Origin of the sequence: Labrenzia sp. THAF35 (assembly GCF_009363595.1) — a bacterium.
Classification (GTDB): domain Bacteria; phylum Pseudomonadota; class Alphaproteobacteria; order Rhizobiales; family Stappiaceae; genus Roseibium; species Roseibium algicola.
In genome coordinates, this window is the sequence record NZ_CP045380.1 from 2,931,548 (window position 1) to 2,945,311 (window position 13,764).

Genomic DNA, 13,764 nt, shown 5'->3' on the forward strand with positions numbered 1-13,764 from the left:
CAGATTTCTTTCGCGCGGACACGTTCACGCGGCGTCATTTCCATAATGAGGACATCAAAAAGAGGGGACATGAAAATGGGAAATCTTAACAAGCACATCCTGCAGTCCGGGGTCTCCCGGCGCAGCATCCTGCAAGGTGCGGCAGCGATCGGCGGAGCGGCTGTTGCCGGTCAGTTCGCCATCGGTCCGGCAGCCGCGCAACCCAAGAAGGGCGGCACGTTCAGGGTTGGTATCGCCGCCGGTAACACCAGTGAAAACTATGACCCCGGCACCTGGGACAATGTCTTCGTACAGGTGTTCGCCACATCCCGTCATGGCTACCTCATCGAGATCACCGCAGATGGTACCCTGGTGGGCGAAGTGGCGGAAAGCTGGGAGCCGTCTCCCGATGCCACGGTCTGGACTTTCAAGATCCGCCCGGGGATCGAGTATCACAGCGGCGGCACGGTCAAGCCGGAAGACGTGGTGGCCTCGATCAACTATCACCGCGGCGAAAACAGCACCTCGGCGGCGAAGCCTTTCGTCGACCCCATCAAGGACATCAGCGTCGACGGCGACAGTGTCGTGTTCACGCTGGAAGCGGGCAATGCCGACTTCCCGTTCGTGGTCAGCGACTATCACTTGCCGATCATGAAATCCTCCGACGGCAAGATCGATCCGACCAGCAGCGACGGTTGCGGTCCCTACAAGGTCACCAACTACCAGCCGGGTGTCATTGCCGAGCTGACCAGAAACGAGAACTACTGGAAGACCGACCGGGCGCATTTCGACGATGTCAAGCTGCTGACCATCGTTGACCCGGCAGCGCGTCAGTCAGCACTCCTGACCGGCAATGTCGATGTCATCGATCAGGTGGACCTGAAGACCGTCGGCCTGTTCAAACGGTCGCCGAACGTCACGATCCTGTCGACCACGGGCACGCAGCACTACACGTTTGCGATGGATACGCGCACGGCGCCCTTTAGCGACAACAATGTACGTATGGCGCTGAAATATGCTGTCGATCGCCAGGAACTGGTCGACAAGATCCTGTTCGGTTACGGGGCGGTTGGGAACGATCATCCGATCAGCCCGTCAAACCGCTTCTTCGCGGACGACCTGGAGCAGACCACCTACGATCCCGACAAGTCGAAATACTACCTGAAGCAGGCCGGTCTCGATTCCCTCGACGTCAGCCTTTCAGCAGCTGATGCGGCCTTCGGCGGTGCTGTCGATGCGGCCGTGCTTTATTCAAACAGCGCGAGCAAGGCCGGCATCAACATCAAGCCGACGCGCGAGCCGAATGACGGTTACTGGTCCGATGTGTGGATGAAAAAGCCGTTCTGCGCGGTCTACTGGGGCGGGCGTCCGACGGAAGACTGGATGTTCTCCGTGGCCTATGCGTCAGGCGCTCCCTGGAACGATACCTACTGGGAGAACGAGCGTTTCAACCAGTTGCTGAAGACGGCACGTTCCGAGCTTGATGAAACCAAGCGTGCCGATATGTACCGCGAAATGCAGAACCTGGTGCGCACCGACGGTGGTGTGATTATTCCGATGTTCGCCAGCTATGTCATGGCGCACAACGAAAAGGTCCAGCATCCGGAAAAGGTTGCCGCCAACTGGACCCTGGACGGTTTCCGCGCCGTCGAACGCTGGTGGTTCGCTTAACAGAACCAAGACGGCACCTGCAGCCGTTAAGGCGAAGGCGGTGGAAACCGCCTCGCCGGATCGACCTTCAAAGCGCTCCTGTTTGGGGCCTTTCCAACGGCCGGCCGGGCAAGTCCCGCCGGCCGCTTTTTTTCAATTGGACTTTTCCGAAATCAATTGTTGGCGAAAGGCCTCGACGTTGACGATCAGGCCCGGCAGCAACCATTGAAACAGCCGCACCACATCGCCAACCGGCTGCGCGTTGGTGTCGCGGGCAATCGCCGCTTGCAGGATTTTCGGTGTCAGTCCGCCAGGGTTGGGCAGCGTCCGGGCAAGGTTGACCGCGCAGTCGTGAACGCGTTCGCAGGCCTTGTCATAGTCGGTGGTTTCGATCTGAGGACGCAGTGCATTCCAGGCGAGGCGAAAGTAGCTCGGCCAGCGGGCAAGGGCACGATAGTCGGTGTTCACGAACGGCAGGCCGAGCGTGCGCATGATGTCGTCGTAGACATCTCGCGTCTGGCTGTCGACGTGATGCATTTCCATGAGCACCGGTGCCCCCAGTCGCCGCGGCCCGTGTTCGCTGTCGTAGGGTGAAATGGTGCTGTTTTCACCAAGGTCATGGTTCTCGATCAGAAGCCGGGCAGCTGTCGCGATCAGGAGATAGGGCATGTTGCCGTGGGAGAAGACCTCGATCTCGTCTCTTATCCGCTCGAGTTCCTGATCCGCATACCCGCGTTTGCGCAAATCCCTTGTAATTTCCGGAACCGAAAAGGCGGCAACTTCCTGCTCTGCACATGATCTCAGATCCGCGCAGGCTGCAACGAATTCCCTGCTTCCGGCAAGGTCTCGCAGTCCACCCCACAAGGCGGCGTAGAAGTTCGGATATTGTGCAAACGCCATCGTCACCACGCCCATCCATGGCACTTGCAGCACGGCCTTGGTGTCTTCGTAGACAGTGCGCAGCGCTTCGTCGGCACGGATCTCCGGAACCGTGGTCACCTGTGGCAAGGGGGAGGGCTTGCGGCGTTGTAGGGTCTTGCTAGCCTGTTCGGCAACCATCGCCGCCAGTGCCTGAAGTCCCGTTTCATAAATGCCGGCAACCACGGAACGTGCCTCCTCTTCTGAAGCGCCTTCAGCATCGAACCTTCCCGACCATTCCACTTCGCAGCCGTTGCCGGTCGCAAGGACCCGGAAAGTCGAAGTGTAGTCGCGCACGGGAAGGGGGCCAGAGAGGATGCGGTAGCTGTAGGTTCCGGGAACCGTTCCGTCGTCGGTCCGAGCTTCCTGGAGTATCGCGCCGTCCGGCAGTGTCAGGTGGCGCACCGTTCCGGAAGGTGTTTCGCTCGTCTTGCAGTCCGCAACGGCCGGATGCCATGCACCGATCTGGTCAAAACCACCTGCAAGCTGTCGGACCAGGTCCGGATGGACCGGCAGGGCTTTTTTTCGGTGAACGTCGATCATCGTCTTCCTCCCGTTCAAGTTTGGGCAATCGTGAAGTGGCGGCTGTTCATTGGTCGGGTTTGGTCGCGTCATCGGGCTGACGCGACCGGGCCATTTGTTCAGGCGCCCATCTGCTGTGCGTCGTATTGGGTAACCTGCGGGAAATCATGCTCCGGATCCGCCACGTGCCGCACATACTGGATCAGGGTGTAGATCCCGATGATCCCGATGGTTTCCAGAAGGGCCTTGTCGGAAAAACCGGCCTGCCGGACAGCATGAAGCGTCGGGGCGGTCACCTGGCCGCGGTTGCGGACGACTTCATTTGCGTAGTCGAGCAGGGCCTGCGTCCGCGCATCCTCCGCGCGGCCTTCCATTGCGGCCAGCATCTCGGTTTCGCTGCCGCCCTGCATCTGGCCCACTTTCATGTGAACGTTGACACAATAATCGCAGCGATTGAGTGCGGAAACGAGCATGGCGACCTGTTCGATCTCCTTGCCCGTCAGTTCTATGCCGTCGTTGACGCCGGCATTGAGCGCAAGGAAGCCCTTCAGCACATTGGGGGCATTGCCCGTGACCTTGAAGAGGTTGATGACGCCGCCGAATTGCCGCTTGGCCTCATCAAACGCCTCCTTCGTGGCTCCTGTTGCCTGGTTGGGTTCGATTTGAAGCATGTTTGGCATTTGTCGTTTCCTTTCGTGTGTCAACTGACCGACCAGTCAAGTGATGTTTAAACGTGCTCGGACGTCCGGTGTTTGCCGCAACTGGCGGCGGTTAGGGTTTAAGGCTGTTCAGATGAGAGAGGGCGCCGGGGGCAAGAAGGGTGATGTGCGATGGGTCGTTCTGCGCCTTGGCCAGCAGAAGCCCACCCTGAATGAGGCCGATGACGACATCTGCTCCCTTGTCGCAATCGATCCTGGCGAGTGAACCGGTCTCTATGAGCTGGTGCAGGATATCGCGCACCGGGGCTTTCCACGTCGTCAGTGCGTGCTTGATGGCCTCGCGTACAGGGATATCCACGGCCCCGAGTTCCAGGCTCATGTTTCCGACAAGGCATCCCTGGGCAAAGCCGTGCCGGGTTTTCCAGTCCCGGTTTGCCCTAGCGGGAACGTCGAAGAGCTGGCGGAGCTTTTCTTCCGGTGCTGCGTCACTGTCGGCAATGTCGCGGAAAGCTTGTCCGAAAGACGTGGCATATCGCTCGATCGCTGCAGCCAGAAGATCCGACTTCGAAGGGAAGTAATGGTACAGCGTTCCCTTGTTCACCCCGGCGCTCTTGCAGAGTTCCGTGGTGCCGACGGCACCGAAGTTGCGTCCCAGAAAGAGCTCGGTGGCGGTGTCGATGAGAATGTCGCGTGTCGTGGTCATGCGGGATTGATATTTCCAACTGACCGATCAGTCAATTGATTGACGCTCACCCCAAGTTCACGACTTCGCGAGGTGGGTCTTGCCGTCTTCAGGTCTGGATGCCTCGAAAACGGCCGAACCGGAACGAGATTGACCCCTGTCAGCAATGCAGCTCCGTGTCGCCAGATTTGATTTAGTTGAAAAAGACGCTTGACCTGGAGTGCACTCCAACCGGTACCTGAGAGAAATCGTTCCGTTCGGAGACTGACATGCGGATTGGCGACCTAGCCGAAAAATCGGGACTTTCGACCGACACCCTGCGCTACTACGAAAAGATCGGCCTTCTGCCGCGTCCCCTGCGGGACGGTGGTGGGCGGCGGGTCTACGATGCAACGATCCTCAGGTGGATCGACTTCCTGGACCGGCTGAAATCGACCGGTATGGGCATCAAGGACCGGCTGCGTTATGCGGACCTGCGTACAAAGGGCGAAGCTTCGTTGACGGAGCGCCGGAAGCTGCTGGAAGCGCACAGGGGAAAGGTTGTCGGCGATATTGCCCGGCTCACCGAGATGCTGGACGTCCTGGACGATAAGATTGATCTCTACAGAAGGATGGAAGCAGGTGAGACCGTTGATCCGGCCTTCGAAAGCTGCGCCCGGACCGAACACGGCGCGCCGCCAAGCAAGGAAGCTCCGAAACATGAGCACCGCCCTGGAGCGCGGCCGCGCGCTGACGCAGAAACTTAACCCCGACCTGGAAGCCATTCTCAGCGATCGTTACGACGATCTTCTACCCGGATTTTCCGAGAGCCTGATCGAATGGGCTTACGGCCGGCACTATGCCCGGGAGGGCCTCGACCTGAAAACACGCCAGTTGTGCACCATCGCGGCCCTGACCGTGCTTGGTGGGCAGACGGCTCCGCAACTCAAGATCAACATTGAACACACGCTTGCCGCCGGTGCGGACCGGAAGGAAGTCGTCGAGGCGATCTGGCAGATGGCTGTCTACGGCGGCCTGCCGGCAGCGATCAACGGCCTCAACGCGGCCCGGGAGGTGTTTGAGGCGCAGGATGCAGCGTAAGGGGATGTAGGCACACAGCGTTGCCGCCAAGATAAAACCCGCCGTGGTCATCCCGGATCTTCGCTGCGCTGCGTCCGGGATGACTAAAGACAGTCAGGTGCAAGGCGATTGGATACCGGTGGCGCCGGTATCCAATTTCTGCAGAACCCCCAACTCAGGCTGCGGCGACATCCTGCAGGAACCGGTCGATCCGTGTGGTGACTTCGGCAAGTTGCCGGGTGGCTGCACCAGTGATTTCTTCCACTTCACGGGCCGACAAACTGGTTTCGCTGGAGCCTCGGGAGAGATCGCCGATATTTTCCGATACGCTTGCGGTCTGGCCTGCAGCCTGGGAGACGCCGGTGGAGATTTCCGCGGTGGCCCCGGCCTGCTGTTCGACGGAGCTTGCCATGGCGGCTGCGGTCTCGTTGACGGACTCCATCATTTCCATGATCGCGCTGATCGCGTCCACGGCGCCGTTGGTGGCCTGCTGGATTTCAGACACCTGGCTGGAAATTTCCTCTGTTGCCTTGGCCGTCTGACCGGCCAGTGACTTGACTTCCGAGGCAACCACGGCAAACCCCCGCCCGGCTTCGCCGGCGCGTGCGGCTTCGATGGTTGCATTGAGCGCGAGCAAGTTGGTCTGCTCGGCAATTTCCTGGATGAGCTGGACAACGGCACCAATGCGTTCGGCAGCCGCCGACAGGCCCTTGATCTGGTCGTTGGAAGTGCGGGTTGCCCCTGCAACTTCCTCAACGCGCACGAGGGTGTCGTTGACTTGCCGGCCGACCTCCTGAACGGAAGCGCTGAGTTCCTCTGTGGCGGCTGCGATGGTCTGGACGTTCTGGCTGGCCTGGCTGGAGGCGGTGCTGACGTCTTCGGACTTGCCCGTCGTCGTGCGGGCAATTTCGGAAAGCTGCTCGGCCGTGTTGTCGAGCTGATGCATGTTGCCGGTCACCGTGGCGAGTGCCTGCTCGATATCCTGACGGAACGAGGCCACAAGCGCATCGACGGTGGCCTGGCGCTGGCGGACACCTTCCTGGCTTGCAAGGGTTTCTTCTTCCAGCCGCATCCGTTCGATTTCCCGGTCACGGAAGGTTGCGACGGCCTGAGCCATGTGGCCGATTTCATCCTTGCGGTTTGCAGCCGGAAGATCGAGAGCCGTATCGCCGTCCCTCAGTTTGAGCATCGCACCGGTCAGGCCCCGGATCGGGCGGATGATGGCAGTGGAGAGCAATACGACGAAGGCGATGCCCAGAAGCAGTGCCAGGGCAAGCGTAATGGTGATCTGCGTTTGAGCGCCGACGGCGCTTGCCAGAGCGGTCGCACCGGAATTGGCGCTGATGATTTCTGCCTGTTCCGTCAGGGAGGAGGCGGCGGCAGCAAAGGATTGTTCGCTTGCGCGCAGTGCCGCTGTCGAAGTGACGACTTCGGCAAAGGTGGCTTCCAGTTTCGGCAAGGCATCGCCGCCGGCAGTAACAAGCGCCTTGAGTGGACCATTGAGAAGATCATTCAGAGCCTTGTCGGACGTGTTCTTGCCGGCTGAGGTTCGCACCGTGTCCAGATTGCCCAGTTCCGTGCGGGCATCGCCCAGATAGAGCTGGAATGTATCGGCGGCGTTTTGCGAGGATGTGTTCAGATAGTCTGAATAGGCGCTGCGGATGCCGAGCACGCTACGCGCCACACTCTGGGTGTAGTTCGACAGAAGCGCGATATCGGCGCTCGCCTTGTCGAAGTCCCGCAGTTCCTTCGTCAGGTCGTCAATCGGTGCTTCGGCGGCCTTGATGATCGTGTCGGCAAGGGTGATCAGTTCAAGGATGGCCGGTTCCAGTTTGTTTTTCCAGGCGTCCTCTTTCGGCGACTTCAGGTGCGCTTTCAGAAGCTTCTCAAAGGACTTGGAGCTTTTGGTAAGGTCCTTGACGCTGTCCTTGATCGTGTCTGTCTTCACCGTGCGGCGAACCGCCTTCGCGTCCTTGTCGAGGGCATCCACCCGGTCCGCCAGTTTCTTTGCCAGGGTCTTGTCTGGTGTTGCCGCAAAGGTTTCCGCTTCCTGCGCCAGCACCACTGTGGTGATGCGCATGTTGCTGAGCCTGGGGCTGACGTTGGACAGGTTGGTCATCTTGCCTTCGTTGGTGATGGCAAGGGCGGATCTGTAAGCGGCAAGGGCCTTGTATTCCTCGAAGGCCTTGTTGGTTGTTGCAACCAGTTCGGAGGTGAGGGTGTCAAGGTTCGCAGCCGCTGTGTCACGGCTTTGCCGTGTGTCGCGCAGCGTCGCAAAGCCGGTCTCCAGATCGCCGACGATGCTCGCGAACTGCGTTGCCGCCTGGGGTTGGCTTTCAGACAGGGCGAGACTTTCCTGAGAAATCAAGTCAATGTCAGCAGCAACCGCTTCCGCCGTCTGGCTGCTGCCATCGCGACTGAATGTCTGGGCGTGGGACAACAACCGGGGGACACTTCCCAGAAGTTCGTTGGCGGTCTTCGCCACCGTGACCGAGTTCTTGACCTCAGAGCTTGCGAACAAGCCCCCCGCACCGACCCCGATGGCGCACAACAGCATGGCGCCGAAGCCGATCTGCAGCTGGGTCTTGATCGGCCAGTCGAAAAAGGGGCGCTGCCGTGCCGGTTGTCCAGCCCGCTCATGCCTTGTTGCTGAGGGCTCGGTTGCAGTCTTCCTGAAAGGAAGGTTCACGAACTTCATTCTTGAGCTCCGGACGTTGTCTTGCCGAAAGCATTTTGAATTGAAAGTTTTAAGAAGACCCAAAAGAGACTTGCATTAATTATGGGCGGTCTTTTGTGTGCTTGTTATGCAGGTAAGACTTTGGAAAGTAGTTTTCTGAAGTTATGCAACTTTTCGAGGTGGTTGTTCTGCAGCAGAGATAAATTGTCTATTGCGTCAATCGCTTGGGGTTGTTTTGTGGCGTTTTCTGAAGACGTGCGTTCAAAGCTGACTGCAAGCGATCGGTAACGGACTGGTCGATATGTGAGTTGCAGGCCAAAGCAAGTTCGACGGTCTGCAGGGTCAGCAGTTTCTCGATCTCCACCCCTTCCTGTGCCGCGACATAGGGAGCCGAAATCAGGCCACCCAGCCAGAGCTTGGTGTGACCTGACCGCAGCATGTTCGCATTGAGCCCATCTTCGTCCACCAGCACAAGATGGGGATGGCCGGCGTCCTGAAGTTCATTGGTGCTGGTCCAGCCACCGACGGCTCCTGTCGAATAGCCGAAACTGTCTTCGACTGTCGAAAGTTCTATGGAACTGCCCTTCAAGGCAAAAAGGCCGTATCCGTCGATTTCCAAAGGTCCGACCCAGGTGAAATTCGGTTCGCGTTCGTGTGTGCGCCACAGGGCCATGAAACAATGGTTGGCGTTGCTCTCCACCGCATTCAGCCCGCGTTTGAACGGCCGCATGTGCATCTCGACCGTTATGCCGGCGTCATCGGCGAGATCTTGTACAAGTTGGGTGACAGTTCCCGAGATTTTCCCGTCTTCACCAGGGAAATAGAGCGGTTTGTAGTCCTCGGTATAGATGACGATTTCAGGTTCGCTGGTTTCCACTGCAGAACTGGTGCTTGCTCCGCCAAGCGATAGTAGTGCCAAAAATAACAGCGATAACCTTATGTGCATGAAGACTCCGGTTCATGCGTCCTGTCTCGAATTTGCTTGCCGAAAGCTGCGCTTCGGATGCCACAGTATACATATTCGCGACTTCAAGAAGTCAATTCGCTTGAGCGCGTCCGGCCTAGTCTTTCCTGTCCTGGCGGTCGCTGTGGCCGAGGTCCTTCTCCGGCCAAAGCAGGTCACGAAGCCGCTGTTTCAGCACCTTGGCCTCCGGAAAGCCTCCATCTGTCTTGCGGTCCCAGACAAGTTGACCGTCGCAGACGATTGTGAAAATGCCTCCGGTGCCCGGAACAAGGGTGACAGCGCCGGCTTCTTCCGAGAAGGTGGACAGGATTTCCTGCGCCATCCATGCGGAGCGCAACAGCCAATTGCATTGGCGGCAATAGGTGATGATGATATGGGGCGATGGGACGTTCGTCATGGCGTCCGGCCAGCTCCTCTGTTTCGCTCGATTGTTCCTGCTTGTGCCACAGCTTTCCTCTGACGCGCCAGACACCATTTTGCCGGACATCCTGGAGGCCTTTGAACGGCATCAGGCGCTGCATCGTGTTTGTGGCGCTCCCCTGGCAGCCCGGCCCCAGCCTGGGCTGACAAACCGTGTGTTCAGGCTGGAGGCTGAGAAGGGCACGTTCTTCCTGCGGCTTCCCCGTCTGGAAGCGGCGGGCAACATCGACAGGAAGGCAGAGGCAAGAAACCTGATGCTCGCCGCTGCGACTGGAATTGCCGTGCCACCGGTATTTTGTGATGCGGAGGCCGGCATTCTGGTGACCCGCGCCGTTAAGGTCAGCGGCAGCCCTGCCGATCTTTCGGAGCAGTCGTCGTACAGCCTGGCCCGTGCACTCGGCGAGGCATTGGGGCAACTGCACGGGTCCGGTGTGACCTTCGAAGGGCTGCTCGATCCGGACAGCGTGCTTCAGGCGCAATGGCAAGGTCTTCGGGACGCAGTTCGGTGCCGGGAGGAAATGACCGGGCTGGAAATAGTGTTGCAGCCGATCGGTGCCGGCACCGCTGGTGGTGCTGGCCGGATGCTTGTTCCGAGCCATGGCGATCCATCCCCCGGCAACTGCCTCATGTCATGCGACCAGCTCTGGCTGATTGACTGGGAATTCTCTGGCATGTCGGATCCCGCCTGGGATCTTGCCTACGCCGTTCTGGAGCACGAGATGAGTGCGGATGAGGAAAAGGTGTTCCTGCAAGCCTATGCAGCAACGGGCGCTGCGGTGCCCGAGGCCGATCGTCTCGGCGTTATGAAGGCCAAATGCGACGCCGTGTCGGCCCTCTGGGCGCTGGAGCAGGTGGCGGCGGGGCGAGACGAGGACGTGTTTCTTCCCTTTGCACGGCAGCGGCGGGGCCGGGCGCTCCGGCAACTGGCCCGTCTTTCCTGAGTGCCCGGAAACATCACCGAAGGCTTGAAAGCCGGGATCAGTTGAGCGGATCCGGCCACTTTGGATCAGCCAGGCACTGGCTGTATCTGTTCGACATCCGGTTGCGCAGAGACTGGTTTTCGGGCTCGGCCAGAAGCTGGTCCCAGATGCCATCCGATTTCAGATATTCAAGCGTACAGCCGCAAGCGGCTTCGCAGATTTCTGTCGTGGCGGTCGTACCCTGGCAGGAAACCGTGCAATTGCGCACGAAGGCATTGGCGGAGCGGTCCATCTCCGGGCCGATCTGCGTTGCCGTCCACACAAGGCCGAACAGCAAGGGCTGATGCAGCAGATAGACTGGCAGGGAATGGCGGCCCAGGAACCGCGTCAGCCGGCCGGGACGGTTGGCGAACGTCAATCTGGACAGCGTCTGCCACAGATTGATCTTTCGGAAAATCTTCGAGATGGCGACGCCCGCCAACGTCACTCCGGCCCAGGGCGCCAGTGGCACATAATCGACACTGGCAAAATCCGGTGTGCCGAGCCCTGTCCACAGCCAGTGCTGGCCGTCGAGGGCGGATGAAGCTGCCCAGAAGGGCAAAGAGAAAACGAACGCCGCAGCAAGCCCGGCAAAGACGAACGGAAGGCGCGTGAAGGGAAGGGCGATCACGCTGGACAAGGCAATGGAATGGAGAATGCCGAAACGGACAAAAGTATCGCCGAAAGTGAAATAGGTGACCAGCGACACGGCGGCTGCGGCTGCGACGATCACGGCAAGGCGCCGCCAGAAGGCATGCCAACGGATGCCCAGGTGGTGGGCGAAATCCAGGCTGACGCCGGCCAGAAGCAGGAAGCTGCCGGCGATCGAGGCGGCGAACATGCGCCAGCCTGTGCCCTGGGCAACAGGCCAGTCGACATAGGCAAACCAGGAAAGGTCCCAGGAGAAATGGTAGATCGCCATGGCGACAACAGCGAGGCCGCGGGCAAGATCAAGCACGGCCAGACGCGTTGAACGCATTAAGGAACTCTCTGAACGATGACCGGTACCGGTTTCGAGCGGTAGTGCCGGTATGGATTAGCTGCTGAACGCCACGACCAGTGTCGTGATCAGGGCCGACGCAGCGAGCATTGCGCCGACATATGGCCATGGAGACGGACGATGGACGGTAAACACGTCTTGGTTCGCCGGGTCTTGCAGCATGCCCTCAACTCCCTTGTCCCACCACGAAGTGGGGCAAGAGTGGGCCAAATGTCCGGCAGCGAAAAGATAGTAAATCAATTGCTAACCGGTTTTCCCAAGGAAAACGACCTGATGTGGAAGACCCGGCAAAAATGACCTAGTCGGCTTGACCCGCCGAACGTCTTGAAGCCCTGCCAAAAACAGCGCTGTGTCGGCTGTCAGAGGTCAAGCGCGTCGAGACCGGCTTCCAGGTGATCGGCCAGGAGCGGCATGCCGAGAAGATAGGTTGCTGTCGAACCGGCGGCGCGATCGCGTGCCTCGTCGACCGCTTGCTGGAAGTCCTCAGCCTCGAAGTCACCGCGGCCGATCCAGGAGATGGCCACCAGTTCGGCAGCTTCATCCACGTTGAGATCCTCGATCAGCTCCCGCAGTTCCTCGTCGGAGAGGTCGTCGTTTTCCTCCTCCGCAAGGCCATCGTGACCGTGACTTTGCTCCAGGGCATCGGCGTCGAATTCGACGTCGCCTTCATGGCCGTCCTCGAACGTATCCTGAAGAGACGATGCAACTGCCCGCGCCTTCTGGGCGAGCAGGCGGATCGTGTCTGCTGAAAGTGTGAGGTCGATGTCCATTGCTGCCTCCGACAAACCCTTCGTTTCTTTATCGATCCACTTTTCGCCGTTGGCAATGGTCATGATGTGAAATCCCTCACTGGCGCCGGTTGCATCGGCGTAATACTACCACTTGAGGGCAAATGCCCCGTAGCGGATTTTGTTCCACATGGCTTGCCGGAAGTTTCCGAACGCTCTCGCAAAGGCCTGGACTGCGGTTATCCCCGGTATTCAAGGTCGCGCCATGTGACACTGGTTAATTTCCGATCGATGCCAGCCTTGAACCGCGTGCGGTCTTGCAGATGACATGTGATCTTGCTTTACTTGGCGAACGAACAAATTCCTGTCCTTGACCGTGATCAACAGCGGACGCAACCGGCGGACCACCTGAGGGGCGGTGAGGCAGCGGGCGCGTGCACATATGCACTGCGGGGCTGTCTTGGATGAAGGTTCAAAGAGAACCATCGTTGGGCAGGAAACGTTATCCGGGGGCGGACCGGGCACTGAGGCCCGGCACTCATGTGCCAAGCATGAGGCCGGGTCTCGGCTTTTGAAAGGTCGGGCTCCAGGCGCTGATCTTGACTTCCTGAAACGGACGGAGCCGCCGCGGCGGCTCCTTGTATGTCAAGCTGTCAGAACATGGCGCTTGCCGGCCGACCGGCGTTTGCCGGTGCCTGGCCGGTTGCTGAGTGCGCGACGGGCTCGGTCTTCGGGACACCGTTCGTGTTGGCCGGGTTTGCCATCGCCGCTGCTGCGACCAAAGCGGTTGCCAGCAGCATGCCCAGAAAGATTGCCTGCAACAGCGGCCGGGCTTCATGCAGGTCGCTTTTGGAGGGGACGGACTTTCTGGTTTTCTGGTTATCTACGCGTGCCATGGTGAAGATCAGTCAGGTTCGAGCGGTTGTACTTCGGTTTCTGTCAGTCTGCCTGCGCTTGAACGCCGGTCAGGTCCTGAAACAGTCGGCGGGCCAGCAGACGGGTAACGGCAACCATGGTCAGGAACGCGACCATCGGCAGCACCAGTGACGGCTCCAGTGCGGACATCAACATCAACAGGCCTGCTGCCACTATGAACAGCAAAACCGGTGGGAAGCTTACGTTCTGCGACTTGATGGTCGCCTGTACGGTCGTTGCGTGGGCCATTGGCTCCTCCATCCGCTGGGATGAGTTCAATCTCGTTTGAAATTGCGCCGGCACGCGGACGCGATTTAGACATGCGCCGTGTGTTTTCGTGACTATTTTGCGGCAAATTCGATCTATTTGCTGCCGCCTTGGCGAGGCGGCACAATAGGTAGTGTCCGTGCTCCGAATGGCGCTGCATTCAGGGGGGCGACGGTACTGTTTTCCATTCCGGCAGTCTTGATGTGCGAAGGTGGAAGGCTGTGGTTCCGGGGTCTGGATCTGGCCAATTAAGCTTTCGTAAAATTGACAATAAAACTTCTCATAAAAACGTATTGCATTGTTTAATTACTGTAAAAACTGACATAACCCAGATATTTTACGATGCGATTTTAGTGTTTGTTTGC

The 13,764-nt window shown here is 59.1% G+C and carries 14 protein-coding genes; 4 read left to right on the forward strand and 10 right to left on the reverse strand.

Annotated features, from left to right (window positions below; translation table 11 throughout):
• Nucleotides 1-75 precede the first annotated feature (75 nt).
• Nucleotides 76-1,650 (forward strand): ABC transporter substrate-binding protein, encoded by a 1,575-nt coding sequence (locus FIU93_RS13325; RefSeq protein WP_035909848.1) that lies wholly within the window; start codon nt 76-78, stop codon nt 1,648-1,650.
• 132 nt (nt 1,651-1,782) lie between these two features.
• Here FIU93_RS13325 and FIU93_RS13330 read toward each other — a convergent pair whose 3' ends face one another.
• The 3 genes from FIU93_RS13330 to FIU93_RS13340 form a co-directional block, all read right to left on the reverse strand.
• Nucleotides 1,783-3,090: an SRPBCC family protein gene (locus FIU93_RS13330; protein ID WP_173017315.1), complete on the reverse strand. Its 1,308-nt coding sequence runs from the start codon at nt 3,088-3,090 to the stop codon at nt 1,783-1,785.
• Nucleotides 3,091-3,188: 98 nt separating this feature from the next.
• Complete coding sequence (locus FIU93_RS13335) at nt 3,189-3,749, reverse strand: carboxymuconolactone decarboxylase family protein (protein ID WP_152505832.1); 561 nt, start codon at nt 3,747-3,749, stop codon at nt 3,189-3,191.
• Between the two features lie 91 nt (nt 3,750-3,840).
• Nucleotides 3,841-4,431 carry a TetR/AcrR family transcriptional regulator gene (locus FIU93_RS13340; RefSeq protein WP_152505833.1) on the reverse strand — a complete coding sequence of 197 codons (591 nt, stop codon included), beginning with the start codon at nt 4,429-4,431 and terminating at the stop codon, nt 3,841-3,843.
• Nucleotides 4,432-4,679: 248 nt separating this feature from the next.
• Between FIU93_RS13340 and FIU93_RS13345 the strand changes: the two genes are divergently transcribed.
• Nucleotides 4,680-5,156, forward strand: coding sequence for a MerR family transcriptional regulator (locus FIU93_RS13345; RefSeq protein ID WP_062487762.1), 477 nt, complete (start codon nt 4,680-4,682; stop codon nt 5,154-5,156).
• Nucleotides 5,110-5,490, forward strand: coding sequence for a carboxymuconolactone decarboxylase family protein (locus tag FIU93_RS13350; protein WP_062487764.1), 381 nt, complete (start codon nt 5,110-5,112; stop codon nt 5,488-5,490). Before FIU93_RS13345 ends, FIU93_RS13350 begins: the two co-directional genes overlap by 47 nt.
• Before the next feature lie 154 nt (nt 5,491-5,644).
• Here the strand turns inward: FIU93_RS13350 and FIU93_RS13355 are convergent, their stop codons facing one another.
• The 3 genes from FIU93_RS13355 to FIU93_RS13365 form a co-directional block, all read right to left on the reverse strand.
• Entirely contained in the window at nt 5,645-8,167 is a 2,523-nt protein-coding gene (locus FIU93_RS13355) for a HAMP domain-containing methyl-accepting chemotaxis protein (RefSeq protein ID WP_152505834.1), read from the reverse strand.
• A gap of 187 nt (nt 8,168-8,354) precedes the next feature.
• Nucleotides 8,355-9,065, reverse strand: a complete 711-nt coding sequence (locus FIU93_RS13360; protein WP_173017316.1) for a transporter substrate-binding domain-containing protein — start codon at nt 9,063-9,065, stop codon at nt 8,355-8,357.
• Nucleotides 9,066-9,207: 142 nt separating this feature from the next.
• Entirely contained in the window at nt 9,208-9,507 is a 300-nt protein-coding gene (locus tag FIU93_RS13365; RefSeq protein WP_031268203.1) for a SelT/SelW/SelH family protein, read from the reverse strand.
• Here FIU93_RS13365 and FIU93_RS13370 point away from each other — a divergent pair.
• Nucleotides 9,506-10,471, forward strand: a complete 966-nt coding sequence (locus FIU93_RS13370) for a choline/ethanolamine kinase family protein (protein WP_173017317.1) — start codon at nt 9,506-9,508, stop codon at nt 10,469-10,471. The two genes, FIU93_RS13365 and FIU93_RS13370, sit on opposite strands and share 2 nt — an antisense overlap.
• Nucleotides 10,472-10,508: 37 nt before the next feature.
• Here the strand turns inward: FIU93_RS13370 and FIU93_RS13375 are convergent, their stop codons facing one another.
• The 4 genes from FIU93_RS13375 to FIU93_RS13390 form a co-directional block, all read right to left on the reverse strand.
• A complete protein-coding gene (locus FIU93_RS13375; RefSeq protein WP_152505837.1) occupies nt 10,509-11,468 on the reverse strand; it encodes a heparan-alpha-glucosaminide N-acetyltransferase in 960 nt (319 codons plus the stop codon).
• A gap of 380 nt (nt 11,469-11,848) precedes the next feature.
• On the reverse strand, nt 11,849-12,322 hold the full coding sequence (locus FIU93_RS13380; RefSeq protein WP_205838361.1) for a DUF3775 domain-containing protein: 474 nt from the start codon (nt 12,320-12,322) through the stop codon (nt 11,849-11,851).
• Between the two features lie 548 nt (nt 12,323-12,870).
• Entirely contained in the window at nt 12,871-13,113 is a 243-nt protein-coding gene (locus FIU93_RS13385; RefSeq protein ID WP_022997977.1) for a hypothetical protein, read from the reverse strand.
• A gap of 43 nt (nt 13,114-13,156) precedes the next feature.
• A complete protein-coding gene (locus FIU93_RS13390; RefSeq protein WP_152505838.1) occupies nt 13,157-13,381 on the reverse strand; it encodes a hypothetical protein in 225 nt (74 codons plus the stop codon).
• Between the last annotated feature and the right edge of the window lie 383 nt (nt 13,382-13,764).